Here is a 23301-nt window from a genome sequence, read left to right as displayed (position 1 = left end):
CGCGGCGCCCTTCTCGAGGAGCGTCGACCTCAGGTCCTCTGCAGGTGCTGATCCAGGCGGCCCTCGACGATCTCCATCGACTCGAGCGTCAGCGGGCCGCCGCGATAGCTGGTCACCCAGCGCCCGTGGGCGTGCACCCCGGCCTGTCCGCGCGAGGGCGCGGGCTCGCGGACATCGGCCACCGCCGCGGACCGCGGCACCTGCGCGACGGCGACCGTGAGCGCACCGCGAGGCCGGGCCTCCGGGCCGGGGTCGCTGAAGACGGTGAGCTGCAGCAGGTAGCGCATCCGGCCGCCCTCCGCGGCGCGGAAGACGTGCTCGGCCCGGGAGAAGACGAAATCGCTGAACGGGGTGAGAGCTCCCAGGCCCCTGAGGTGCTCCACGTCGCTCTCGGGAAAGGCGGCGGAGTAGGTGTAGCCGTGCTCGCGGGCCCAGTCGGGGAACGCCGGGGCCTGCTCCTGCTGACGGGCGATCTGACGGCGCAGCCGCCGGCGCGCGGCACCGAGCCCGACGAGGATCGCGGCGATGACCACGACGACAGCGGCGAGAATCCCGAGCACGATCCATACCCACGTCATGCCCTCCACCGTATCGAGCGCCGGGCGGAGCCGCAGATCTCCTCGCGGCGGCCCTCGCCCCGGCGAGGGTGCCGACGGCCGGATCAGGCTCCCGATAAGGTCACCGGGTGCCCCCTTCTCGCCGCTCCAGCACCCGCCGTCGCCGCAGGTCCTCGCCGCGCACCGGGGCCGGCGGCGCGCAGCGGCCGCTGCCGTTCGTCGGCCCCGGCGAGCGCCTGTGGGTGCTCGACGTCCCCTACGGGACCCAGGTCGACGGGGCGTCCTGGCATCCGGCGGTGTCGATGCACCTGTTCGTCGGCCGCGCGCTGCCGGCGCATCTGGCGCCCTACGCTCCCGGGCCGCACACCCTGGGCCGGTTCCTCGAGAACACCCTCAACCCCGGCAGCCCTGCCTCGGCTCCCCCGCCGGCCGAGGATCTCGAGCCCCGCCGGAACCAGTTCGAGGCGGCCGATGCGATCGCCGCGCACGCCCAGGCCGGCGGGCGGCAGTTCCTGCTGGCCGATGAGCCCGGCGTCGGCAAGACGATCTCCGCCGTGCTCGGGGCCACGGCCGTCGGCTCCCTCCGCGCGGCGCAGCGGGTGCTGGTCGTCGCCGACCGGCCCGCGGCGATCACCATCGGGCACTGGTGCCGCACCATCACGGCGCTGGGCGACGGCGGCCTGACCTGGGTGGTGATCACCTGGGACCGTCTGAAGAAGGTCGTCGAGCACGACTGGGACGTGATCATCGCCGATGAGGCGCATGCGCTGCGCCGCACAACCACCAAGCGGTGGAAGCTCTGGGCGACCGTCTCCGGCCATGGGCGCCCGCACGAGGAGGCGCCGTTCGTCATCGCGACGACCGCGACGCCCGGTCACACGCCGCTCGAGCTGCCCTACCTCGCCCCCGCCTACGCGCAGGCCCACGGGGAGCCGATGGCGCGCTGGACCTCCGCGAAGCAGCCCGGGGCCGATTTCGCCTCCGCGCTGGAGCGCCACGGGATCTCGCTGGAACGGGGCCGATACGGCGCGACGTGGACCACCGATGCGACCCGCCGGGCGGAGGACCTCGCGCGGGTGCGCGGCTGGCTCGAGGACCAGCGGCCGACGGCGATGCTGCACCGCGCGGCGCCATGGGGGCCGGTGCCGATCTCGGGGATGCCGGTGACGCTCACCCCGGCGGAGCGTGCGGCGTATGACGCCGAATGGGGCGAGTTCTGCCGTGACATGGACATCGCCCGGCGCGGCCGGAGCACCGCCAAGGGCCGGGCGGCGCTGCTGCGCTTCCGCCAGAAGGCCGGGCTGATCCGCGTGGACTCCACCGTCGCCTGGATCGCCCAGCAGGTCGAGGCCGAACGGCAGGTGGCGTGCTCGGTCGAGTTCGTCGCCACCGCCGCCGACCCGATCACCGAGCGGCTGCGCGACCTGGGCCTCGAGGTGGCCACCATCTACGGCCAGGATCGTTTCGACGTCGAGGCCGAGCGGCTGCGGTTCCAGACCGGGACGGCGAAGGTCTGCGTGTTCACCACGGTCGCCTCGATCAGCCTGCACGCCGGCGAGACCCTTCCCGTCGGACGGCAGGCCAGCACCGAGCCGCGGGTGGGCCTGTTCCATCAGGCCCGCTTCTCGGGCATCGCGGGCCGGCAGGTCACCGGACGCACCCACCGCGACCACCAGGTCTCCCCCTGGCATATCGCCTATGCCGAGGGCACCGTCGAGGAGCAGGTCTCGAAGGTGATGGTGGAGCGGATCGCCGCGGCCTCCGACACCGTCGGCGGCGACACCGCCGGCCTCGCCGACCTCGCCCGGCTGCTCGGGGCCGACTGGCTGCCGGCGGCGTCGCTGACCGACGGCGGGTGAGGTCCCTCGTGCCGGAATCTCCGCACGGCTGTCGCTCACGATGACCTCGCGTCCCCGTCACCGCATGCAGGAAGCCGCTGCCGTCCCCTTCCGGGCTCCCGGCCCCGGTCTCGTGCCGTCAGATGCCGTCGAGATCGGCGAGGTCCTGCTCCGTCAGGACGAGACGAGCACCGGAGATGTTCTCACGAAGATGCGCGACCTTCGAGGTCCCCGGGATGAGCAGGATGTTCTCGGAACGCTGCAGCAGCCACCCGAGCGCGACAGCCATCGGCGTCGCCTGCAGACGGGCCGCCACCTCCGTGAGGGCAGCGGATTGGAGCGGGCTGAACCCGCCCAGCGGGAAGAACGGGACGTAGGCGATGCCGTCGGCGGCGAGATCGTCGATCAGCTGGTCATCCCACCGGTTCGCGAGGTTGTACATGTTCTGTACGCACACGATCGGTGTCACGGACCGGGCTTCGGCGACCTGCTCGGCGGTGACGTTGCTGACGCCGAGCTGCCCGATGAGCCCTTCCTGCTGGAGAGCGGCGAGCGTCTCCATCGCCTCGGCGATCGAGCCGGGCTGCGGGCCGGTGTGGTCGCCCATCCGCATGTTCACCAGATCGAGGCGTTCGACTCCGAGGGAGTCCAGGTTCTCGTGGACCTGCGTGCGCAGCTCGTCCGGAGTCCGCGCGGTCGGCCATCCGCCGTCCGCGTCACGGTTCGCCCCGACCTTGGTCGCGATCAGGATCGACTCCGAATACGGATGCAGCGCAGCACGGATCAGGTCGTTGGTGATGCGCGGTCCGTACGCACCGCTGGTATCGACGTGCGTGATGCCCTGCTCGACCGCGTCTCGCAGCACCGCGATCGCACCGTCCCGGTCAGCAGGCGGGCCCATGACCCCGGCGCCGGCGAGCTGCATGGCCCCGTATCCGAAGCGCGTGACGGTTCGATCACCGAGGTTCCAGGTGCCGCCGGGAAGTGTCGTCGATGCTGTACTCATGGTGTCGTGCCTCTCCTCGTCCAGGTCGCGGTAGCGTCTCGCGCCCACGGGGACGATTATTGGAGAGCAACTCTCCCGTGGGAAGTACGTACCTGGAAGTGCGCTGCCTCCCCGCACGAAAGGTGGACGCCATGGCCACGAGAACAGCGGACGAAGCACGCCAGGAGGCCAAGGACGCGTACAACGCGTTCCTCGCGATGTGCCCGAGCCGTCAGCTCCTGGACAGGGTCGCGGACAAGTGGGTCGTCCTGGTCCTCTGCGCACTCGCCGGAGAGGGGGCCGATGCGGGAGGGCGCCCGAGCTCCCTCCGGTACTCAGAGCTCTCGCGTCTGATCGCCGGGGTGAGCCAGAAGATGCTGACCCAGACCTTGAGGGCGTTGGAGCGCGACGGGCTCGTCAGCCGAACCGTCACCCCCACGGTGCCCGTCACAGTCGACTACGCGCTCACCGACCTCGGCTCCTCCCTGTACCGGACCACGCGTCAGCTCCGCGCCTGGGCGCAGGACAACATGGACGCCGTCCGCGCGAACCGTGCTCGCTACGACGCTCGGAGCGGCGACTGAACGCCGGACCCGAGCTGCACATGGTGCGCGGCGCCCCGGAGGAGCGTGCGGCGTACGACCCCGAAGCGGGCGAGGGCAGGACCGCGTCGACGTCGAGGCCGAGCGGCTGCGGTTCCCGACCGGACAGGCGAGGGTCTGCACGGTCGCCACGGCCGCCTCGATCGGCGCGGTGCGTCCACGGAAGGGTGCGGCCGCCGGTCGGTCGACGGGGCGATGCGGGCGCAGAGCCGCTATCGTGAAGCCGCCCGGCCCGCGACATTCCCGTCTCCTGGAAGCAGGGAAACCCATGGCCCGTCAGAAGCCCGTCCCGTATCTCGACCGCGACGACGACGGGCTGTCGCCCGCCACCAGCCACCCTGCCTATGTCGCCGCCGCCCCGGACTGGTTCTGGAGCGAGGACGATCCCCGTGCCCCGTTCGGCACCGACGACGGCCACGACACGCTGAGCACCCTGCACGAGCATTTCGCGCAGGGAGGGACGGACGCGCACGTGCCCGGCTGCATCGCGGCCCTCATCGTCGACTGGGGTCTGGTGCCCGAGTCCGTCTGGGACAGCTCGCAGGAGGAGATCGTCGCCTGGCTCGATGCCCACGCCGACAACGCCCGGTTCCTGCACGGCGAGATCGACGCCTACGTCGCGGCCGCGTGCGGGCAGTTCAAGATCTCCGGCTGGATCCACCCGACGCTGCGCTTCTGGGCCGAGCGCGCCCTCATGATGCTCGAGCACGTCCTGGCCCCCTGGGAGCTCGCCGCGTCCGCGGTCGATGAGGAGCAGCTCGCCGTCACGCGTGCGGTGATCGCCGCGGCCCCCGAGCCGCCGAAGGCGATGCAGCTGGCTCAGTACCGCCTGTGAGGGCACGGACGAGTTCGCGGCCGCTCCGGGGACGGATCCTCCTCCGCGGAACGCGCCGAGTCCTCGGCAGCAGCACCGGCTGCCGGCCCATGTCCGGGCCCCGCGGCCCGGTCCCGGCCGGTGCCGTCCTGCCGGCGCCGGACCGACCGCACCCCTGCTGGCGCCCGGGCCCCGCAGCCGCACGCGAGTACCGTGGGACCACCGCCCTCCCGGAGGCGGGGGCGAAACGAACACGAGAGCCGCCATGCGTCCGCTGATCCTTCGACACAGCCTGTCCCTCGACGGGTACTCCGCGCCGCCCCCAGGGATGCGCGAGGACCTCTTCCCCGAGTACGACGAGGACGAGGAGTTCATCGCGCACATGGCCGCCCTCCTGGGCTCGGCCGGCGTCCATGCGATGGGCGCCCGCACCTACCGCGACATGGCCGGGCACTGGCCCTTCCAGGACGGGCCCGAGGCCGAGGCGATGAACTCGATCCCCAAGGTCGTCTTCTCGCGGTCGCCCCTGGACACCCCGTGGGCGAGGACCACCGTCTGCTCCGGGGACCTGGCCACCGAGGTCGCCCGGCTGAAGGCCGAGCACGGCGGACCGATCCTCGCGCACGGCGGCGTGCGGCTCGCCCAGGCCCTGGTCCGTGGGGATCTCGTCGACGAGTACCACCTGCTGGTGGGCCCCTTCGCCTACGGCGGCGGCAGCCCGCTGTTCCCCGAGGTCACGCGGCTGAAGCTGATCGACGTGCGGAAGTTCCCGAAGGGCAACCTCGCACTGAGGTACTCGCGTCCGGACGCGGTCTCGTCCTGAGACGGTGCGCCCTGCGGACGGCCGCCTCAAATCCAGGAGTCGATCTCGGCGTCGAGACGGGGCTCCCTCGCAACCCATACCTCTCCCGTCGGCGCCCCGTCGGGAAGGTCGGAGGGTTCGATGCCGAGCCGGTCGAGGAGGGCGAGGAGCTCGGCGCGTTCAGCTTCGTCCTCGTCACGGGACCGGGACTCGAAGAAGACCCAGAATCGGTCGCTCGGATCGACGATGCCCGAGTCCGCCCAGAGGCGCCCGACCTCGGCGAGGATCTCGGCGTCGGAGGTGAACGACGACGCCCGGTGCCGCCCGAGCTGGGCCGGCGGAAGATCGAGCACGGCGATGTCTGCGACCCACTGCCCGAACCCGTCGAGCCCCGCGAAGCCGCCTTCGAGGAAGCGGTGGGCAGCGGTCGCGACCCTGCGCGGCTGGTCGACCTTCAGGAACTCCCTGCGCTCGGTCGGGGTCGCCGCGCCGTCCCCGGCGAGCCCTGCGGTGCGCACGAGCACGGACGCCTCGCCCATCACCTCGAGGCGTTCGCCGGCCTCCGGCCACTCGATCGAGACGTCGTGCCCGGCATGCCTGACGAGGAACGCCTGCATCGGATAGGTGGTGTCGTTCGGGTGGGCGAAGCGCAGGATCTGCGATGCACCGGAACCGCTGCGCAGCACGACCTCCCGCGCGTCCGGGTCGTCGTCGGGAACGTCCGGCACCGTGGGGATGCCCGGCATCCAGGCGGCGAGCGGGTACGGACCGCCGAACCCGTCGTCGGCGAGTGCCCGCACGAGGGCCCGTGAGCGCTCCTCGTCCTCGAGGAGCGTGTAATCCTCGAACGTGCGGCTCGGGGTGTCCTCGTCCTGCTCGAAGAAGTGCCGGTACCGCGCGATGGCTCCCCGGGCGAGATCGAACCGCAGACCGTACTGCTCCGCCGACGCCTCGACCGTGAAGACCTGGTTGTCATCAGCTCGCCGTTGCGCGACGAACAGCAGGAAGGCGTCCGCGGCCTCGTCCCCTTGTCGATCGCAGAACTGCTCCGTGCCGTGCTGATCGGTGAAGCGCAGCGTCTGCGGCGCAGGGACATCGGCCATGGGAGAACTCCGTTCGGTGCATCGTCCTGAGACCTCGAGGACCTGGCGCCCAGGCTAACCGGGCCCGGCCTCGATAGGGACGATGACGGCACGAGGGCCTATGGAGTGTTCGATCAGCAGGCGGACGTGGTCTGGCCACGGCGGCGCGGGACGGGTGGGGGCTCTGGCGCCTCGCCGGTCGGATCCGGTCCGTACCGCGGAGGATCGAGGTCACATGAGCGCACGCCGTCAGAGTCCCCGGCCGACGAGGAGAACAGCGGCCGCCGCGTTCCTCTCCGGCGTTCTCATGACCGTCTTGGGCGTCTGGAGGCTCGTCGGCGGGGTGAGCGTCGGCGCGATCGTCATCGACCGCGACGTGTTGTTCGGAAGCGTCACCCTCGCCGCCGGCGCGCTGAGCCTTCTCGCCGCCGACGATGAGCACGCCACGAGAACTTTCTATAACGAAGCCCGTCATCGATGCGAGACGTCACACCGGAATTCCACGACGTCTCCACGGCCGGAACCATCACGTCGGGCCGACGAGATCGACCCTCGCGGCGCTCGGCGCAGGCTGCAATACCGCCGAGGGCGGAAACCGCGTGCGTCGGCGTCAGAGCTCCGTCTCGCCGCCTACGGATCGCGCCATCTCGAGCAGCTCGAACAGGTCCACATGGGTGCCGATGATCTGCTCGTCAAACAGATGCGCGTTGTCCGGCGGCACCGTGACTCCGCTCGCGATGAGATGGATCTGCTCTGCCGGATCCGGCAGGTGGCGCAGCCCCGACACGATGAGGCGGGTGACGTTCGCCTGGTCGCGGCCGAGATACGCATACCCCCACGCGCGAGTCCCCACGACCTCGGAAGCGTCGGGCCGACGAGCGAAGGTGCGCTCGTACAGCTCGATATGCGGATACGCGTTCGGACCATCGACGACGTGGACATGCCCGACCACCCAACGCCTGCGCAGCCGGATCGCGAGGAGATCGCCACCTCGGGTGAACGTGATGGTCTCCCGCGTGGTCGGCTTCCTGGTGAGCGGGGCCGGTGAGGACCGCAGCAGCGCGATCATGTCGTCGGTTCGGCGCAGGAAGTCCTCCCCCAGCCACACGGCGTCGTTCAGCTCGTGGATTCCGTCGACGGCCAGCTCCGTGAGCTCAGGATCGGTCAATCCGACCTCGTGCAATGAGGTGGCCAGGGCGATCGCGACCTTGTAGGCGTTCATCCGCTCGCTCTCGGAGGCGTCCGTCCCCGGGCGGGCCGCGTCGAGCACGAAGTGCCACCGCTCCTTCATGGCGGGCACGACGTCGGCGTGCTGAGCGCCTTCCAGGCCCTGGTGCCGTGCCGAGTAGAAGCTCTTCTGCGCCAGGATCCGCACTTCGTCCCGCGCGGTCGGAGCCACCGCTCCCACCGCGAGCTTGTCGAGGATCTGCTGGTGGCGCACCTGGACAGCGTAGCCGAGGCCGTCGACGCGCACACCGATCACGGTGCTCCTCCGACCGGACGACGGTGCACTTCTGCGCACCTGTGCCAGGCCGGCTTGAGAACCGACACGTCGTCTCCGTCAGCTGAACACGCCCAGAGTCGCGATGGGGCCGCCGTACCCGTCCCGGAGTGCAGCCTCCATCCGGTCGCGACTGCGGCTGAGCGCGCCCTTCAGCTCGCGCACCGGGCACGGTCAGGCGGGTTCGCACGCGGGTCTTCCCCCGCCGATGCCGAGACCGCACGATCAGCGGACAGCACGATGCAGGCCACGACGCTCCCGGCTTCACTGCTCCGCTCGTGCCCTGCGGATGCTCGGGAGTATCTCGACCGTGATGATCAGTGCCGCACAGAAGACCCCCATGCCGAGCACGGACCAACCGATCCACCATGCATCGTCCACTTCTTCCACGCGCATGCCGCCACCGCTCTTCCCCGGAAATCGCCACCCGACGGTGTACTCGGGGTACAGCAGCATGACCAGCCCCCACCCGATGAGCATGAACCACATCGCACACGACGCCACCTGCATGACCAGCATCTGCGTCACCGCAGACCGCGGCAGAAGCAGCAGGCCCGGGGCCGTCGACCCCACCACCGTCAGGGCGCTCACGGCCACGAACACGCCCCAGACACCCCAGGCCAGGCCCATCGCGCCCCCACCGACCACGAGCACCGCGGTGCCAGCAAGCACCGCCCAGCGCTTCCGGGCGAGAGGTGACTGATTCCGCTTCGATCGACGGGGGACCACTCGCGTACCGTAGCTCACCGAGCCGTCAGACGTTGACGCGGAACTCCACCGAGTTCCGGCACGGACCGACGGCATCGGGTACCGGTGCGAGATTCGCCGAATCGGCCGCGGGACAGCCGGCGACGGAGCACGTCGATCCACTCATCGAAGGCGTCGAGATGCGCATCGCGGCCTCCTCGGCCGAGATCCGTTCTGTCCGTCTCGGGCCTGCGCCGGATCAGCTCATCCTTGTCGGCACCGCTGACCATCCCGTGCTTCGCGAAGATCGCGAGCGTCGGAACCGTCAGAGCCTCCCATTCGTCCCCTCGGGGCTCGTGCACGGCATCGATCGTGCTCTGCACGACTGCGGCGTCGAAGCGCGGGACGAGGCCTTCATCCGTCGGCAGGAGATCCGCCACCCGGGACACCGGCGATCAGCTGCGGCAGAAGGGCGCGGGTGGCCTCATCTGCGGGGAAGAATGACTCGATCGCGAGTTCGTCCATGGTGATGTCGCGTGGTGCCCCGAAGACGGTCACTGCGTAGAAGAGGGACAGCTCGCCGAGCGGGGTACGCAGCCGCATGGGCACGACGAGTTCGTCAGCCTCGATGTTCTGGCCGGCGGCGGGCGGGATCGGATAGTGCTCGATCTCGGCGATCAGAGCCTTCAGGCCAGGATCGGCGGTGTGTTCGTACTGTCGCCGGGCTCGGCGCAGGGCGTTGTCGCGCCAGTGTCCCGGGTCATCCAGCTGGCCGAGGATTCCGTCGGGGTGGAGCGTGGCGCGAAGCATGTTCACCGGCGGGCCGGCGACGGTCGTGGGAAGGCTCGACAGCATGGAGGACATGGCCCGGTTCGCGGCCAGGACGTCCCAACGGGCATTGATCGCGACCGCCGGGTTCGGATCATGCCCATCGAGAACCGCCTGGATCGCAGCGCGTGCGATCCCCAGCTCCGACCAGGGGTGTTCGGTGTGCTCGGGAGCAAGCCCTGCTGCGAGCAGCAGCGTGTTCCGATCGCGGAGCGGGACGTCCAGTTCATCGCAGAGCCGGGCGATCATGGCGCGGCTGGGAGCTGCCTTCCCCGTCTCGAGGTAGCTCAGATGCCGGGTGGACACGTCCGCAGCGACAGCGAGATCGAGCTGCGAGCGGCGTCGCCGCATCCTCCATCGCCGAAGCAGTGCGCCGACAGGAGCATGGACAGTACTCATGTGGTCAGTCTCGCAGCACCTGGGTGGCCGATCCATGACCTCGGACGTCATCGACACCGTGCAGCATCTCCAGGACTCTGGGAGCATCCGAGTCGAAGGAGAAGACAATGATTCTGATCGAGATCTCATGCCCTGCCGGGTGCTTCAGCGAAGCGGACCGCAGCAGGATCGTCGAGCACATCTGGAACATCGCGCTCAGCGATGACCACGCGCCCACCGAGACGATGCGCCGGGCCCGGCAGATGGCCCATCTGGGTTTTCGCGAGCTCACCGATTGGCACACCGGTGATGGTCCGGTAGACAGCAAGGATGCGCCGCCCGTGATCGCCTCCGTGTCCGTGCCTCAGGCATGGCAGGACGAGACCGCTCGCCACATGATCGGAGTGATCAAGGCCGCCGTCCGTCGCGTCGACAACGAGCACGGCTGGTCTCGTGCACCCGGCTCTCTGTGGGTGCTGATCAACGGCATCGTCGACGGCAGCATCGGCATGGACGGAAAGGCGTCGACCGCCGACGAGGTCCTGCAAGCAATGGTCGCCGACTACCAGGAAGCCGTGAAAGAAGGCCGCAGCGAACCGTTTCCCGATGGGATGCTGGTCGACCCCATGTGCGGCATGCTGGTCCGTCCAGGACCACACGCGATCACGCTCGAGCACGATGGCGAGACCATCGGATTCTGCGCCGTCGCCTGCCGAGATGCCTACCGGGCCCAGCACGCGCTGGTCTGAGCTGACCGGTTCCCCGGCACACACCGTCTACACGTTGAATCGGAAATCCACCGCGTTCCGGCACGTATCAACCTCTGGAGAACACCTGATGACCCGACAGCGCAGCAGGGACTACCCGTCCCAGGAGGCTTCGTCGATGGGCACCCGAAAGGCCCCGTCGACGAGCACCGGGACTACCTGCGAGACGTCCAGCGCGGCTGCCACTTCAACGTCAGGGCGGAAACCCATCACTTCCAGCTCTTGAGCGCCAACGCACTCGAGCATGGCCTGGGCCAAGCGTGGCCTCACCACGTCGAAGAGGTCGGCGGCAGCAGAGGCTTCAGGGCTCATCGCATCCCGGTAGCCCAGACCCGCAAGCGCCGAGAGCACGGCCCCCGCACCGAGGTGATCCTCGAGTGCAGGGCGCAGCGAGCCGTCGTCGGGCCACCGCTCACCGGCCGCGACCACGGCCACCGTGTCGCCAAGCTCCAATCGCGCAGCGATAACATCCGCCACCGCGGCCGCGTTCCGGAGGCAGCCGACCACGACGTGGGCTCCTGACTCGTCCAGGATCGTGGCGATAGTCGATCCGTTCGGTGAAGGCAGGACGAGTCTGGGAACGCCGGGTGCGGTGAGAAGCACCGCCGGCGACAGCGAGAGAGGAGTCGGCGAATCCTGCCGAGCCGACTCGAGACGACCGACGGCCAGGGCAGCATCGTGGTCACGAGCAAAGTCGGCTGCTCCGACCCCCTTCCACCGGTAGGGGAAGACAATCGTCCCACGCTCGACCGCGATACACACCGACGTCGAGAAGCTCAGGACGTCGACGACAACCGCGAGATCCGCTGCTGCCATCTGCGCCCCCATCGGGCCCCAGTCGAACCTCACGGGATGGCGGTGCTGACCGAACACGGCCTGCCGGTGAAGCGAGTTCACGCGACGCTCAGCGGCGTGATCGACGCGATCTGCTCTCCCGCGAGGTCCTCTGCACGGTCAAGCTCGTAGTGGCTCTGCAGGTTGATCCAGAACTCGGCCGAGGTGCCGAAGTACTTCGCGAGACGCAGCGCCGTGTCCGCCGTGATGCCTCGCTTGCCGTGCACGATCTCGTTGATCCGCCGCGGCGGCACCCCGATGGACACGGCGAGCTTGTTCTGCGTGATGCCGAGACCCTCGATGAAGTCCTCCATGAGGATCTCCCCGGGATGGATCGGCGCGATCTTGTCAGTGGTCGTCAACGATCTCCACCTCCTCCGGTCCTGGATCGGTCCACACGAAGCAGATCCGCCACTGGTCATTGATCCTGATGCTGTGCTGGCCGGCCCGGTCGCCCTTGAGCGCGTCGAGCCGGTTCCCTGGTGGGACGCGGAGGTCGTCGAGCGACTCCGCGGATCCCACCTGACGAAGCTTGCGCAGCGCGACACGTTGGATCCGAGGATCCAGCGAGCGCACCCGCTCACGACGCCACAGCCGTTCGGTGTCCTTGCTTCCGAACGATCTGATCACGCAACCAGGATATAACGGGACCCGTCAATAACGCTAGACGTTAAACCGGAACTCCTCCACGTCGCCGCACGTGGGGCAGTCTGTCGGGCACACGGCACAGATACCGTCGCACGCTGGTTCTGTCGAACAGCGAGCGCCACTCAGTCTGCCTGCCTCTGCCAGAAGGTCGCGGCTGGCGTCGTCGGTAGCATCAGATAGACGCAGAGAGACGGTGCTATGACCACTCCCGTCAACCTCGAGTACCCGTTCACCCAGCGGTGGCTTGCGCAGAACAGCCCTGCCAACAGGGTGCCCAGCCACGGGACGACGGTGTTCGCCACGACGTACGCGATCGACTTCGTGCCAGTTTCCGACACCGGGCGAACAGCCCTGTTCGGCCTCGGCTCACTCCTCCGCGCAGAGCCCCCAGATCGCTTTACCGGATTCCGTCGCCCGATCCTGTCACCGCTGGACGGGGTCGTCGTCGCCGTGCACGACGGCGAGCCCGACCACCACGCCTACCGGGGGTTCTCCTCCCTCGGCTACGCGCTCACCCAACGGCAGCGCGTGGCGGGCGGCTGGGCCGGCCTCGCGGGGAACCACGTGTTCATCGAGCAGGGCGGTGTGATCGTCGCCCTCTGCCATCTCGCGCGCGGCAGCATCGCCGTACGGCTCGGCCAAGACATACGCACCGGTGACATGCTCGGCGAATGCGGGAACTCCGGGAACAGCACCGAACCGCACCTGCACCTCCAGGCGATCACCGATGCCCGGATCGACCGTGCCCGCGCCCTACCGCTGACATTCGGAGGCGAGTTGCCGCGCAACCGGGACATCGTCGACCCGCCGCGTCGGCGGCACGACCGACCTGGCCGACCGCGATAGTCCTCACCCTGCGACAGATGGGGCCGCAGGAGCAGGGCTCGGCTACACGTTGAAGCGGAACTCCACCACATGCCCACACGCAGGGCAGTCTGCTCGGTGCGACTACGACAGGTACCTGCCCTCTCCGCTTCCGAGCGTCACGCCTGATCCTCGTGTGCTTGCGGCGCGAACAGCGGCTCACCGTCGAAGTCCATGTTGACAAGTCCCCCACCGGTTTGCGGCTGTACGCGGCGCGGTCAGTGTCTATCTCGTTCAATGCGTCCAGACCACTCCGCCTCTCGCCCACCAGCGCGAGGTCGTAGATCCAGGAAGAGCAGCCGGACAACGAACACCGGTGTTCATTCAGAGGTCTTGAGACCCCATGTGATGGTCTTGGTCCGGCCTTCGCCGGGACGACAGTGCCAGGCATTCGATGCGACGAGTTCAACCGCGGGACCCTCCAGAACATACGAGGCGCTGGCGCTGACCCACCGATAATCTTCGCTTGGTCGACCATAGCTATGGTCGTGTCTCTCCTTGTTCAGGAGGACAGTCCAAAACAGGCTGTAGCCAGCCTCAGCGAGACGGTCGCTCAAGTCTCGGCGCATGAGAAGAGTGGAGGACTCGTTCATCCCGGCCGAGGGGTCCTGAACGGCAAGCCCAATGTCGTCGGTCCAACAGAAGTCACGCCCCGCACGTAGCTGCAGGAGGTCGAAGAGCATTCTGCTAGGTACGAATCCGGTGGGTTCATCGGTACCCGCATCGTCGCGGTCGGCTCCAGTTCCGCCGTACCACGCAATCGGTTGATACAGGTCAGCTGGAATAGCGCGATCGCCGATGGATCGTGGCTCGGCGTTCCCGTCGGCCCAGTCCCAGTCCGGAGAGCCTGGAAGCGCTCCTAGGAGTCGGGAGTGGACGTCCGCGTTCTCCGCCATCCAGCGCCCATCCCAGTCTTGGCCTTCGCCGTCGGTTCCCTTCAACCAGTCGAGAAGTGCAGGGACATCGGCAGTCGGAACGAGGTAGCCGCGGACTTGCATCCAAACGTTCAGATTGGGTGCCTTCAGTGCGGTGATCTCGGGCGGATGCGCCTGTTTCCAGCTTTCGTGCCTGATCAACGACAGCCATTGCGTGCCGGTAGGTGAGACCACGTGGATTAGGTCCAGGGGGTCAGGCACTCCATCGAGATCCTCCGGGTATTCATTCGGGACCTCATCGGGGAAGGTGGCCGTGACGGGCGCGAACCAGGGAGGCTCACCCTCCATTGGGCCCGAGCGGCCACCGTGGATGAGGACAGTGGGATCGACGTCGCGGTACACGAGTTGCTCAGCGTACTCGAAGGGAAATGGGTCGCCGCTGATGCTCCACCGCTCCTTGAGCTGGAAGTTGTCGGCCAGCCTTCCTAAAACTTCGTAGAAAGCAATCCACTGATACTTCTTGCCGAATCTCTCGACAGGCCCATCGTGCCTGACATGGCGTCGACGCTCGATGCCATCGAACTTCTCCGGGGTCCAGCCGAGATCGAGAACACGTGTGAAGACGATCCTCTCGACGAGGTGACGCAGTGCCTTCTTGTCTGGAACGTCGAAATGGTCGATGGCAGGCTCGATGACGTATCTGCCGAAGTCGCCCAATTGGCCGTGTACGGACCCCCAGATGGACGCATACCGGTATTCCGGGGCGGAGTCCATCACTTCAATCTCATCGTAGGACTTCGCGGTCGGCGGCCAGTCGGTACCGTATGGCGGCAGCCATACTGGACCGTCCCATCCGTGAGCCTGGGCTGAGGCAGAGATCCGGCGCAGGTAGTCGCGGGTCAGGAGGTTCTCCGGCCAGCTCGCTGACACCATCGCGGCTGTTGCATTCGCGACAACGACAATTGTGGCGGGGTCGGCGGCGCGCAAGGTCACCGCGCATGCGGCAGCGGCGAGACGCTCGGTGACGTAGGGATCGTCGCAACCCGCGAACTCGGCTAGACCCTGGGCGAATCCGCCTGTTCCGCGCTCACCAACACTCACCAACGCCTTCGTCGCACGGTTACGCACTCTGCGATCCGGGGTAGTGAGCATCCAAGCGAGGATGAGCGTCGCAAGCCGTGATACGTCGTCCGGCAAATGGCCCGGCTCGGCGTCAGCGTCCTTCGGCCACCCCCAATCAAGCAGGACGCTTACAGCGTCTTCATCTTCGTACCCGTTGCTGTCGGTGGATCCGATGAGCCACTCGGACCAGGAGAGATCGCGGGTCGTGAGGTCCCGAGCCTTTAGCAGACGGTGAGTCCAGTCGGCGTTGAGATTATGGTCGGGAACGCAGGCAACCTGTACGAGCCTTTCCCAGACTGGACGGGTCCAGTCCTCGAAGTCGACAAGTTGCTCGACGATGCGGACGGTCCGGTCTGTGACATGTAGTGGCGAGCGCAGCACGATGCTCTCTAAGAACGCATCGATGACTTCGTGTTTGATCTCTCCCGTCTCAGGTTCCTTGAAGAGGTCGATGACTTCTTCACCCAGCGTTTCGGGAGCGACGACGGCGAGTGCGCCGAGCGTGCCGCGCTCTGCCCAGGCCGCATTCCCCAGTCCCTGATACCAAGCGGTCAGGTCACTCGGCGTCTTCTCGGCGAGTAGAACAGCACGATAGACGTCCCCAAGGCGCTGATAACTGAATGCGACTTGACCCTTGTACGTGTCCATGAGGACCCCCTCGCGAAGGAGACCGAGAAAGAGGCTTTTGGACCACGTAGTGCCCGGCAGCAGTTGCTCAGTAATGGCGGCCGCGACAGACCGCGGGTAGGGCCCTGGGCCAGCTTCAGCAAGTTGGCGCACGGCCGCCTGAACCAGATTGGTTGCGAGGTCGTAGTCACACCTGGTCGGAGCGGCCAGGCGCTTGTTGACGGCCTCGAGGAAAGCCCCACAGACCGTGGTGAGACCTGCGCTTCCCAAAGCGAAACGCGTGTGACCGAGTGTCGAGAGGGCCTCACAGGCAAGTTTCAGAAACAGTGGGTTCCCGTACTCAGGATTCAGGACTGGGAAGGTTAAGCGTTCGAGATTGTACTCCTCCGTGTAACGGTCGACAGCCTCGCTCATCGCCTCGGAGAAACCTTGATGCTCAACCCGCGGAAAACCCTCCGCATTACCAACGACTGACTCAACGAACTCGGTTCGGCAGGAGACTGCCAGTACGACATGCGGATAACGATCGACGGAGCCGGCAAGGACGCGCAAGTCATCGACCCAGCGTTCAGCCTCTGCTCCCTCGTTGATCGCGTCGATCATCAACATGGTGAAGCAGCCCGCCGCCTCGCCCGCAGCATCGAAGACACTAAGGACCTCGTCGAGGGTCCCGTCGATCTGGGCCAGGTCACCGATTTGAGAAAGGAGGGGCTTGCCGGCAACAAAGTCCTGGCCAAGGACAACAACCGTGGGATGCCCCGACGAGACGCGGCGTGACGCCACATCGCAGAACAGGTGAGTCTTGCCAACCCCCGCCCGCCCGGTCATCAGAACGCGACCGTCCCGGGCGGTCTGCGTGTCGGCGGAGCGCAACAGCGACAACGAGGCCCAGCACGCGTGCCGGACCTTAGTATAGGTGTGATACAAGGACGCCGCCTGGTCGTGATAATAGCGGCCTTCGCGGAGGTGCCGGTCCTGAAGAAGCCGGTGGACTTCCTCGGCGGCTGGCTCAACCGCTCGGACCGTGTCGATGATATCGGGCAACGGCCCGGCGCTTGTGACTGCCTCCAAGAATCGCTGCAACGCGGTTTCGGCTTCAACGAGTGCGTTTCTACATGCCTCGATGCTGCTTGCGAAGGCCTCTTCGTCGCCTCTGGGCGGGTGCCAGGCTCCGGTGCGTGCCTCGCGAAGCCCTGCGAGAGCAACCCGGACTCGACGGACGTAGTGGTCAGTACGACCCAGCGCTTCCAGCGCCTGCACGGCCCCCACCTCGACGTGAAGCGCGGGCGTGTACCGGCGACCGACTTTGAGGACGACATCGGAAAGCCGCCGATTCAGATTCTCCGACGAAAGGACTGACGCCTCGAACCAGTACCGCAGGCGACCCGCATGCTCGGGCTTCGTTAGCTCGCTGACAAATTCGTGGGCACCTACGTAAATGAACTCGACGTTCATCCCACGGTCAGTGGCCATTGCCTGCCACTCAGCCTTCTTCTCTGTCCACTTCGTGAATGCCGACTTGCGCTTGGTCGCCGACTTTACGACATCGCCGGCAGGTAGGTCGTACGGCAGAGCAATATAGAACCGCTTTAGGTCCGGCTCCATTTCCAGCACACGAACCACCGAATGGTGGATTTGGCCAATTTCGCTGTCACCAAACCCGAATAGGTACTTAGCCTGCCAAGCCCAAACGCTTCCGTCCGGGAGCACGGCCTTTCCTTCGCGACCACCATCCGGGTTCCCGAACCTGTGAAAGATGGTCCCCTCAGGCCACGAAACCAGGCCATCACGGATAACAATGGAAGCAAGCTCTTCAAAAGCATCAGCCCGCGAGGCAGGCGACCCATACGGTCGGATTCGGCGAAAGTCGACGTCAGGCAACGTCGGCGTGACACTCATTGTCGTTCTCCCTGTCGATTCTTTGGGCGACTCCAACCAAGCCATAGCGGCCCGAGCCAACTTCGCGACAACTCACCGTGGCGGCCAACCATTCCGAGTACGTAATATTTGGCCGATGCAACTTGTTCATCCCGGCGCAGCGACTCCGGTCCACGAACGATCATCACGCGATGACCCTATTGTTGTTCACTCCGCGCTCGTTCATCTCCAGCTCACAACGCGACCCAAGCACGTGACGCACCCTCGCCTCGCGGCCGACATGCACCCACCTGCAGCACTAGACCCGTGACTGCCTTTTGGGAACAGCCCGACCGGGCCCTTGTGACCGAAACTCTTGCGGACGCGTGGGACGGCTAAGGCTCTGACCTTCATATACGCAACGATTCATACGTTGAACCTGAACTCCACCACGTCCCCATCGACCATGACGTACTCCTTGCCCTCCATGCGGACCCAGCCCTTGGCCTTGGCCTCGGCCATGGAGCCGGCCTCGAGGAGCTGGTCGAAGGAGACGATCTCGGCCTTGATGAAGCCGCGCTCGAAGTCGGTGTGGATGACGCCGGCGGCCTGCGGGGCGGTCGCGCCCTGCGGGATGGTCCAGGCGCGGGACTCCTTGGGGCCGGCGGTGAGGTAGGTCTGCAGGCCCAGGGTGTCGAAGCCGACGCGGGCCAGCTTGTCCAGGCCGGACTCCTCCTGGCCGGTCGACTCGAGCATCTCCTTGGCCTCGTCCTCGTCGAGCTCGACGAGCTCGGACTCGAACTTGGCGTCCAGGAAGATCGCCTCGGCCGGGGCGACGGCCTCGCGCAGCTGCTGCTGCATGGCGGCGTCGGCCAGGCCGTCCTCGTCGGTGTTGAAGACGTAGATGAAGGGCTTCGCGGTCATGAGCTGCAGCTCGCGCAGCTCGGCGACGTCGATGCCGGCGGCCTTCGCGCCCTGGAACAGGGTCTTCCCGGTCTCCAGCAGGGCGGTCGCGGCGTCCATGGCCTCGAGCACGGAGGCCTCGGTGAGCTTGCGCTTGACCTCCTTCTCCACGCGCGGGCGCGCGTTCTCGAGGGTCTGGAGGTCGGCGAGGATCAGTTCGGTGGCGATGGTGTCCATGTCCCCGGCGGGGTCCTCGCTGCCGGCCACGCGCATCACGTCGGGGTCGGAGAAGGCGCGGGTGACCTGGCAGATCGCATCGGCCTCGCGGATGTTGGCGAGGAACTTGTTGCCCAGGCCCTCGCCCTCGCTGGCGCCCTTGACGATGCCGGCGATGTCCACGAAGGACACGGTCGCCGGGACCAGGCGCTCACTGCCGAAGATCTCCGCCAGCTGCCCCAGGCGCGCGTCCGGCAGCGGGACGACCCCCACGTTGGGGTCGATGGTCGCGAACGGGTAGTTCGCCGCGAGGACCTCGGCGCGGGTCAGGGCGTTGAAGAGGGTGGACTTGCCGACGTTGGGCAGTCCGACGATTCCGATAGTAAGAGCCACGGGACGCGATTCTACGGGGCCGATGCTCCCGCCGTCCCCCACGGACGGGGAGGCACTGCGCACGTTCCCCTAGGGTTGAGGGATGGTCACGACACCTCCGTCCTCGCCGGGCCGCCGATCGCTGCCGTGGATCATCGGCGGATGCTCCTGCGCCCTCGTGCTCGTCCTCCTGTTCGCGGCGGGCATCGGGGTCGCCGTGTTCTTCTCCGGGCGCTCCGACCCGGAGGAGACGGCCACCGACTACTACCTGGCGTGGGTCGAGGCGGACTGCGAGACCTTCCGGGCCGTGACCACTGAGGAGTTCCGGGCCGACGGCCTCGCGACCTGCGAGGACTTCGTCGAGAGCGCGCAGAACGTCGGTCTGAGCGCCGACGGGTTCACCATCACCGGGTCGTCGGTGGACGGCAGCACCGCGACCGTCGCGCTGGAGGAGACCTACAGCGCCGACGGCGAGATGTGGGAAGGGGCCTTCGAGATGCAGATGGTCCGCGACGGCGGCCGCTGGAAGGTCGACGCCGTCCAGGAGACCGAGGAGTACCAGCCGGTCTGACCGGTCCTCCCCGGCTCTCCCCTCGAGCTCTCCGCAGGCCGGCCCGGGCCTTCCCTCCGACGGGCCCGGCGAGCCCTGCCTGCGCTCGTCCGTCCCACCCCCGTGATGTGCTGGGCCCATGGATCCCACCGTGTCGCTCCTGATCGGCCTCCTCCTCGGCGCCGTGCTCGGCGCCGCGCTGACCGTCCTGCTGCTGCGGCGCCGCCCCGAGACACCATCGGCGGCGCAGCCGCGCGCCTCGGAGGAGCTGCTGGACCTCGCCGATGAGCGCTTCGCGCGGGACGCCGCCCGGCGCGATGCCGCCGAGGCCGCGCGCGAGGCGGAGCTGCAGCGCACCCTCTCCCCCATCGTCGAGTCCCTCGGCCAGCTCGAGCGTGCCATGCACCGCACCGAGCACGCCCGGGTGCAGGCGGACGGCGCGCTGCAGCAGCACCTGCAGGACCTGGCCCGGCGGGCCCACGAGCTCGATCAGGGCACCAGCGCGCTCACCGCCGCGCTGCGCGCCCCCACCTCCCGCGGCCGATGGGGCGAGGTCCAGCTGCGGCGCATCGTCGAGGCCGCCGGGATGGTGGAGCACGTCGACTTCAGCGAGCAGCTCGCCGGCCAGCGCGTCTCCGGCGGCGCCGCCCAGCGCCCGGACCTGGTGGTGCACCTGGCCGGGGACCGGCACGTGGTGATCGACGCGAAGGCGCCGATGGACGCCTATCTCGACGCCGTCGAGGAGACCGACCAGCGCCGCGCCCGCACCCGGCGGCAGGCGCATGCGAAGGCCCTGCGTCATCACGTGGACCGGCTGGGCCAGAAGGCCTACTGGGCGGGGCTCGGCGACACGCCTGAGTTCACCGTGCTGTTCGTGCCGAGCGACGGCGTCCTCGCCGCGGCGCTCGAATCCGATCCGGGCCTGCTCGAGCACGCCTTCTCCCAGGAGGTCGTCGTCGCCTCCCCGGCGACGCTGGTGGCCCTGCTGCGCACCGTCGCCCACACCTGGCGCACGGACGCCCTGAACCGCGACGCCCGCGCGGTGCTGGACACGGGCCGGGAGCTGCATCATCGGCTGGGGACGATGACCTCGCACCTGGCGAAGCTGGGCCGCTCCCTCGACGGCGCCGTGGCCTCGTTCAACGAGACCGTCGGCTCCCTCCAGTCGCGGGTGATGGTCACCGCCCGCCGCTTCGAGGAGATGGAGCTGACGGCGGGCCGCCTCGAGGACGTGGACCAGCTCACCCGGCGCTCGCGGGCGCTGGACGAGGCGGAGATCGCCGAGCTCTCCCGGGGGCGCTCCGCGGGCGACGGCGAGACGGGGCGCCGCGGCTCCCAGGACGACCGGCAGGGACGCGCGGCCGGCTGAGAGGTCCGGTTCTCGCCGCAGCTCCCGCGCCCACCGCATTTCCGGCGCCCACCGCAGCTCCGGCGTCTACCGTCGGCGGATCACCGCGACGACGGCGATGACGGCGCCCGCGAGCAGGGCTCCGCCTGTCAGCCCGGCGGCGACGGGGAGCAGCATCCGCAGCAGCCCCGGCTGACCCTCCGGGCGCGGCTCGAGATCCGCTCCGGGCGTCCCGGCGGCATCGCTGCGCCCGCCCCCGTCGCTCGCCCCGGCTCCGCCGGCGGTCCCGCCGGAGCCGCCGGAGCCGCCGGAGCCGCCGGAGCCGCCGGAGCCGCCGGAGCCGCCGGAGCCGCCAGCGGCAGCATCCTCCGGCACCTGCCCGGGGTCCTCGGCGAGCTGGTCCTCGCGCTCCGCCTCGCCCTGCCCGTCCAGCTCCGGCCCCTCGTCGACCTCGCCCACGACGTCCGCGTCCAGCACGAAGGGGACCTCGAACAGCCGGGCGGTGTCGTACGCATCGGGGATCAGCGCGAGCTGGATGTAGTAGTCGCCGGCGAGGAAGGAGGAGCGCGCCTCGGTCCCGCCCTCCTCCCGGTTGCGGAACTGGACCGGGACGGCCTGGTTCAGGTGCATCTGCAGCCCCGACCGCGCCGGCGCCGAGGCACCGGACGGCGAGGCGTCCGTGGACGGCGGCGCGGCCGTGTACACCGGCTGGCGCAGGGGCGAGATCAGGGTGATCCGCGTGGTCAGGGACATGCCCTCGGGCACGGTGACGTCGCCCAGTCCCAGCGAGACCCGGGCCTGCTGGCCGTACTGGACGGGGATGCGGAAGAACTGCACCTCCCCCGGGATGATCGTGCCGCGGATCGGCCCGTCGCCCACCTCCGTGGCCGCCGCGAAGGCGAAGGCGGGGGCCGTGACCTGCCCATCGGCCACCACCGGCAGCGGCTCCCGCTCCAGCATCCACGGCATGGCCGGCGGGAGGCCCTTCGTGTCCGTCTCCTGCTCGATGACGATCTGCAGCTCCAGCGGCACCGACTCCTCCTGCGAGGGGGTGCCCGTGCGCTCGACGACGATGACCACCTCGCCGGCGGCATCGGCCCCGAAGCATGCGAGGTTCTGCGTCCGTCCCATCCGTGGCGTCGAGACCATCGCGGTCAGCGGGCCGTCGCCGAGCGCCGCCTCGGTGCGCGCGTTCGTGTCCCCCACCCGGCAGTCGGCCCCCTCGGGGTCCAGGATCCGCAGGGACAGCTGGGCCAGCTTGTTGTCCGCGCCGCCGGCCGCGGGGATCACCATCGTCGCCGCGACGTGCGCGATCTCCCCCTCCGCCAGCCGAAGGCGGTAGTAGCGCTCGGCGCCGTCGCCGTCGTCCGCCGCGGGGCTGCCGTGCTCGAGCACGTCGAGGTAGCTGCCGGGCGCGATCGGCACGGCCGTGGCCGCGTCGTCGCCGCCGGTGATCGCCTGGCCGCTGTCGTCGTAGCCCTGCAGGGCGCGGGTCATGCGCAGCAGCAGCTCCTCGCGGAGCATCTCGGCATCGGTCGCATCGGCGTAGGTGCCTCCGGTCGCCCGGGCGATGCATGCGAGCTCCTCGCGGGCGGCCTCGTCGGTGCGGAAGCCGATGGTGTGGATGCGCACCTCGGGGTGCGCGGCGGCGAGCTCCTCGGCGACCTGGCAGGGCGGGGTGGGGTCGCACTCCTCGATCCCGTCGGAGACCAGCACCACCGAGCGCATCTCCGCCTCCGGCAGGGCGTCCACGGCCACGCGCAGGGAGGCGCCGATCGGGGTGTAGCCGCGGGCGCTCACGCCGTCGACGCCGGCGGCGAGCGCGGGCCGGTCCAGTCCCGTCGGCTCGACCAGCACCGTGATGTCCCGGCAGGCGGCGGCCTTGTCCGCGGCGACCTGCTCGGTGCTGTTGCCGTAGGTCATGAGGCCGACCTGGGCGTCCTCGGGCAGCAGCGGGATCAGGGAGCCCACGGCCTCCTTCGCGACGTCCATGCGGGCGCGGCCGTCCACATCGGTCTCCCGCATGGAGCCGCTGGCGTCCAGCACCAGCATGGACGGCGCGGTGCGGCCCGTGTTCGTGTCCCCCGGCTCCGCGGCGGCCTGCGGCGCGGCCCACAGCCCGGCCACGACGAACCCGCTGAGGAGGGCGAACGTCGCGAGCAGGGCGAGGGGAGCTGCGATCGGTCGGGGGTGCACGGCCCCATCATGCCGTGGGGTCGGGGACGCTTCCAGCCGCGGCCGCGA

The 23301-nt window shown here is 68.7% G+C and carries 21 protein-coding genes; 8 read left to right on the top strand and 13 right to left on the bottom strand.

Annotation, left to right across the window (positions count from 1 at the left end; all coding sequences use genetic code 11):
* Positions 1–29 precede the first annotated feature (29 nt).
* Positions 30–578 (bottom strand): hypothetical protein, encoded by a 549-nt coding sequence (locus BF93_RS03580; protein ID WP_156954029.1) that lies wholly within the window; start codon positions 576–578, stop codon positions 30–32.
* Positions 579–685: 107 nt separating this feature from the next.
* Between BF93_RS03580 and BF93_RS03575 the strand changes: the two genes are divergently transcribed.
* Positions 686–2416 carry a DEAD/DEAH box helicase gene (locus tag BF93_RS03575; protein WP_038370697.1) on the top strand — a complete coding sequence of 577 codons (1731 nt, stop codon included), beginning with the start codon at positions 686–688 and terminating at the stop codon, positions 2414–2416.
* A 118-nt stretch (positions 2417–2534) separates the two neighbouring features.
* Here BF93_RS03575 and BF93_RS03570 read toward each other — a convergent pair whose 3' ends face one another.
* Complete coding sequence (locus BF93_RS03570) at positions 2535–3401, bottom strand: oxidoreductase (RefSeq protein ID WP_038371035.1); 867 nt, start codon at positions 3399–3401, stop codon at positions 2535–2537.
* Between the two features lie 131 nt (positions 3402–3532).
* Here BF93_RS03570 and BF93_RS03565 point away from each other — a divergent pair, with 131 nt between their 5' ends.
* The 3 genes from BF93_RS03565 (at position 3533) to BF93_RS03555 (ending at position 5619) form a co-directional block, all read left to right on the top strand.
* Complete coding sequence (locus tag BF93_RS03565; RefSeq protein ID WP_038370696.1) at positions 3533–3964, top strand: winged helix-turn-helix transcriptional regulator; 432 nt, start codon at positions 3533–3535, stop codon at positions 3962–3964.
* A gap of 286 nt (positions 3965–4250) precedes the next feature.
* The gene (locus BF93_RS18815; protein ID WP_051486483.1) at positions 4251–4817 is read left to right on the top strand and encodes a hypothetical protein; all 567 of its coding nucleotides are present in this window, start codon (positions 4251–4253) and stop codon (positions 4815–4817) included.
* A gap of 244 nt (positions 4818–5061) precedes the next feature.
* The gene (locus tag BF93_RS03555; protein WP_038370695.1) at positions 5062–5619 is read left to right on the top strand and encodes a dihydrofolate reductase family protein; all 558 of its coding nucleotides are present in this window, start codon (positions 5062–5064) and stop codon (positions 5617–5619) included.
* A 26-nt stretch (positions 5620–5645) separates the two neighbouring features.
* On the opposite strand, the gene BF93_RS18810 is transcribed toward BF93_RS03555, so the two are convergent.
* The 5 genes from BF93_RS18810 to BF93_RS03530 form a co-directional block, all read right to left on the bottom strand.
* Positions 5646–6701, bottom strand: a complete 1056-nt coding sequence (locus BF93_RS18810; protein WP_051486482.1) for a DUF6357 family protein — start codon at positions 6699–6701, stop codon at positions 5646–5648.
* Positions 6702–7290: 589 nt separating this feature from the next.
* Complete coding sequence (locus tag BF93_RS03545) at positions 7291–8163, bottom strand: hypothetical protein (RefSeq protein WP_038370694.1); 873 nt, start codon at positions 8161–8163, stop codon at positions 7291–7293.
* Between the two features lie 282 nt (positions 8164–8445).
* Complete coding sequence (locus BF93_RS03540; RefSeq protein ID WP_038370693.1) at positions 8446–8853, bottom strand: hypothetical protein; 408 nt, start codon at positions 8851–8853, stop codon at positions 8446–8448.
* 71 nt (positions 8854–8924) lie between these two features.
* Complete coding sequence (locus BF93_RS03535; protein ID WP_156954028.1) at positions 8925–9308, bottom strand: hypothetical protein; 384 nt, start codon at positions 9306–9308, stop codon at positions 8925–8927.
* Complete coding sequence (locus BF93_RS03530) at positions 9283–10095, bottom strand: helix-turn-helix domain-containing protein (RefSeq protein ID WP_038371029.1); 813 nt, start codon at positions 10093–10095, stop codon at positions 9283–9285. Before BF93_RS03530 ends, BF93_RS03535 begins: the two co-directional genes overlap by 26 nt.
* A 107-nt stretch (positions 10096–10202) precedes the next feature.
* Between BF93_RS03530 and BF93_RS03525 the strand changes: the two genes are divergently transcribed.
* The gene (locus tag BF93_RS03525) at positions 10203–10823 is read left to right on the top strand and encodes a hypothetical protein (protein WP_038370692.1); all 621 of its coding nucleotides are present in this window, start codon (positions 10203–10205) and stop codon (positions 10821–10823) included.
* Between the two features lie 111 nt (positions 10824–10934).
* Here BF93_RS03525 and BF93_RS03520 read toward each other — a convergent pair whose 3' ends face one another.
* The 3 genes from BF93_RS03520 to BF93_RS03510 are packed head-to-tail and all read right to left on the bottom strand — an operon-like array spanning position 10935 to position 12305.
* Positions 10935–11738, bottom strand: coding sequence for a 2-phosphosulfolactate phosphatase (locus tag BF93_RS03520; protein ID WP_232226181.1), 804 nt, complete (start codon positions 11736–11738; stop codon positions 10935–10937).
* Positions 11735–12037 carry a HigA family addiction module antitoxin gene (locus BF93_RS03515; protein WP_038370690.1) on the bottom strand — a complete coding sequence of 101 codons (303 nt, stop codon included), beginning with the start codon at positions 12035–12037 and terminating at the stop codon, positions 11735–11737. The genes BF93_RS03520 and BF93_RS03515 overlap by 4 nt, the downstream gene beginning before the upstream one ends.
* On the bottom strand, positions 12024–12305 hold the full coding sequence (locus tag BF93_RS03510) for a type II toxin-antitoxin system RelE/ParE family toxin (protein ID WP_038370688.1): 282 nt from the start codon (positions 12303–12305) through the stop codon (positions 12024–12026). The genes BF93_RS03515 and BF93_RS03510 overlap by 14 nt, the downstream gene beginning before the upstream one ends.
* A gap of 216 nt (positions 12306–12521) precedes the next feature.
* On the opposite strand from BF93_RS03510, the gene BF93_RS03505 reads away from it, so the two are divergent.
* Positions 12522–13169 (top strand): M23 family metallopeptidase, encoded by a 648-nt coding sequence (locus tag BF93_RS03505; RefSeq protein WP_051486480.1) that lies wholly within the window; start codon positions 12522–12524, stop codon positions 13167–13169.
* 338 nt (positions 13170–13507) lie between these two features.
* Here the strand turns inward: BF93_RS03505 and BF93_RS03500 are convergent, their stop codons facing one another.
* On the bottom strand, positions 13508–17521 hold the full coding sequence (locus BF93_RS03500; RefSeq protein WP_038370686.1) for an NACHT domain-containing protein: 4014 nt from the start codon (positions 17519–17521) through the stop codon (positions 13508–13510).
* Between the two features lie 573 nt (positions 17522–18094).
* Positions 18095–19180 carry a redox-regulated ATPase YchF gene (gene ychF / locus BF93_RS03495; protein ID WP_038370685.1) on the bottom strand — a complete coding sequence of 362 codons (1086 nt, stop codon included), beginning with the start codon at positions 19178–19180 and terminating at the stop codon, positions 18095–18097.
* 82 nt (positions 19181–19262) lie between these two features.
* On the opposite strand from ychF, the gene BF93_RS03490 reads away from it, so the two are divergent.
* Complete coding sequence (locus BF93_RS03490) at positions 19263–19730, top strand: hypothetical protein (RefSeq protein ID WP_038370684.1); 468 nt, start codon at positions 19263–19265, stop codon at positions 19728–19730.
* Between the two features lie 130 nt (positions 19731–19860).
* Positions 19861–21078: a DNA recombination protein RmuC gene (locus tag BF93_RS03485; RefSeq protein ID WP_232226180.1), complete on the top strand. Its 1218-nt coding sequence runs from the start codon at positions 19861–19863 to the stop codon at positions 21076–21078.
* Between the two features lie 66 nt (positions 21079–21144).
* Here BF93_RS03485 and BF93_RS03480 read toward each other — a convergent pair whose 3' ends face one another.
* A complete protein-coding gene (locus tag BF93_RS03480; RefSeq protein WP_038370682.1) occupies positions 21145–23253 on the bottom strand; it encodes a VWA domain-containing protein in 2109 nt (702 codons plus the stop codon).
* Between the last annotated feature and the right edge of the window lie 48 nt (positions 23254–23301).

The organism is Brachybacterium phenoliresistens (assembly GCF_000576425.1).
Classification (GTDB): Bacteria; Actinomycetota; Actinomycetes; order Actinomycetales; family Dermabacteraceae; genus Brachybacterium; species Brachybacterium phenoliresistens.
The sequence above is the reverse complement of the archived record's forward strand: the minus strand, read 5'-3'. Positions and strand labels throughout refer to the sequence as shown.